A 2,406-nucleotide genomic window follows, 5' to 3' on the forward strand; every position below is an offset into this window, starting at 1 on the left:
ACTATGAATATTTTAAAATTTATTATAATTGCCCTGATTTCTGTGTCGTGCTCTGCGGTTCAGGATTCAGGCACAGTACGGGAAACACTGGATATCAAGTCGGAAGTGGATTTGTTCCTTTCAACTCAGGACCCGGATGTAGAAAGCCAGGTCTTGAACCGTTTAAAGTCTAATCAAGTACAACACGACACTATCAAATCCATCTTGCGAAACCGGGAAAAAAGAAGCCCTGGACCAGCCGGTTTTCAAAAAAATTTACAAATTAAACATAATGGAAAAAACTATCCATATGCCTTGTTCCTTCCTGAATCCTCTGGAGCAGATGAAAAGGTTCCCCTCGTTGTTGTTCTACATGGATTGGGCGGAAGCGGTGCCAACACCATCCCAGCCTGGGTTGACCGTTTTGATAAAAAAGTAGCGGTACTGTGCCCCACATATCCTATGGCAGCCTGGTGGGCCAGGCCCGCGGAGGAAATGGTACTGAACCTGATTGATGAGACACGTGAGAAGTTCAATATAGATTCAGACAGGATATTTCTTGCAGGGTTGTCCAATGGTGCCATCGGTGCGTACATGATAGGAATGTTTTATCCCGACCGTTTTGCCGGGCTGATTCCCATAGCAGGCAGTATCACACCCCGGTACATGCATTTCCTGGTTAACCTTCGTAATACTCCTATCTATATGATTCAAGGTGCCCATGATCCCATCTTCCCCATTCAACTCAGCAGGCGGGTTCATAAAATTCTGTCTGATATGAAATATCCTGTTCAATTCAGGGAACACGGAGAAAAAGGGTTGGCTCATGGAGGACATTTCCTTCCTGAATCAGAAGTGCCCGCAATGGTGGAATGGGTTGGCAAGCAGAAACGGAAATTAAACCCTGATGTCGTACGCATGACACGAGAAGGCAACCATTTGGGAGCGATTCACTGGGCCAGGCTGATTGAAGGGAAAAACCTTGCTCAGCTTGAACTGCCTGGTCCGGAAAGTCCGAATCCCGTCAAACGTGATGGTAAAATCGCCACGTTGTTTGCCACTCGAAAAGGGCAGAACCTGTTCGAGGTAATGGGCCAGCACATTATTAAATATGACCTGTATTTCAACAGTGAAACCGTAGACTTCGAAAAACCTGTCACCATCACAACGCAAAAAATTCAACTCCAGGGCGGCACAATGCTTCCTGGGGAAAAAAAGCTCAGCTATAAAAAGAAAGTTAAAAAAGATCTCGCGGTTCTTTTGTATGGGTATAAAAATTTTCGCGATCCCAACCGACTCTATGATGCGAGGGTTAGCATTCTTCTCGAGTCCGCTCTGGTCCAAAACTCCACGCCGAATCAAAAAATATTCACACTCTCCCGCAAGTGAGGGTCATGAGCAACAAAACTTCAGCTGATTCAACCGGCCTGATCAAAAAATCCATGCAGCTTTTGGGCTGGGACAGGGTGGTATCGGCACTTTCGGTTCACGCTTGCTCTCCCATCACCCGGGAAAAATGTCTTCAACTGTACCCTGAGACCGATTTTGATTCTGCACAAGCACTGCTTGAAGAAACAACCGAAATGGTGGCTCTACTGGATTCTCTGGATACATTCTCCATGGACAGTTTTGATGATCTTGCCCCGGTATTTCAGGAAGTGGATGAGCAGAAAATGATTGAACCGGATCAATGCCTTTCAATCATAAAGCTTTTGCGTTTGTGCCGGAACCTTTGCCGCGAAAAAAACAATATAGCGAGTTATCCGCGTTTAACCCTCCGGCTGGAAAAACTTGATCCTTTAAAAGAATTTCACAATGACCTGGTCCGTTGTATAGATGATGAAGGGAATATCCGTGAAAATGCCACACCGGAACTGCGACAGGCTTACCGCAATGCAGAAACCGCGAAAAGTAAGCTCGAGGAACGACTTCAACGCCTGCTTAGTTCAGAGAGCGTCCGGGAAGCCCTGCAGGATTCCTACGTTACAGAACGTGAAGAACGCATGGTCATCCCGGTACGGGCAGAGTTCAAATCAAGAGTAGACGGCATTGTGCATGATAGTTCAGGAACAGGACAGACTCTATTTATCGAACCCACTTCCATAGTGCCTCTAAACAACCAATTGAAAATAGCCCGGCTTCAAATCGTGCAGGAAAAAATGAAAATTCTGCAATCACTGGCCCTTCAAACTAGCCAGTTCCAGGGACCGCTGGAAATGAATCTGGCAACCCTGGTGTCTCTCGATATTATTTACGCAAAAGCCCGGCTGGCAAAAACCATGTCAGCGGTGAACTGTCGCTTGAACCGCGACTCGGTTGTAGACCTTAAAGAAGCGCGCAACCCGGAATTGGTTCTGGATGGAGAAAATGTGGTTCCCAACGATATAGAGTGGGATGGTTATATAAAGGTGGTGATCATTTCTGGTC

1 protein-coding gene and 1 pseudogene (1 of these 2 only partly in view) are annotated in these 2,406 nt (G+C 46.3%); both read left to right on the top strand.

Annotation, left to right across the window (positions count from 1 at the left end; genetic code table 11):
* Positions 1-3 precede the first annotated feature (3 nt).
* On the top strand, positions 4-1,368 hold the full coding sequence (locus F3741_05260) for a hypothetical protein (protein MZG30209.1): 1,365 nt from the start codon (positions 4-6) through the stop codon (positions 1,366-1,368).
* Between the two features lie 5 nt (positions 1,369-1,373).
* Positions 1,374-2,406: pseudogene (locus tag F3741_05265) on the top strand (hypothetical protein); it runs 104 nt beyond the window's last position.

The organism is Nitrospinota bacterium, assembly GCA_009873635.1.
Classification (GTDB): Bacteria; Nitrospinota; Nitrospinia; order Nitrospinales; family VA-1; genus LS-NOB.

Excerpts from the sequence above, each read along its gene's own strand:
- F3741_05260 (MZG30209.1), top strand. The coding sequence starts at position 4 with ATGAATATTTTAAAATTTATTATAATTGCCCTGATTTCTGTGTCGTGC.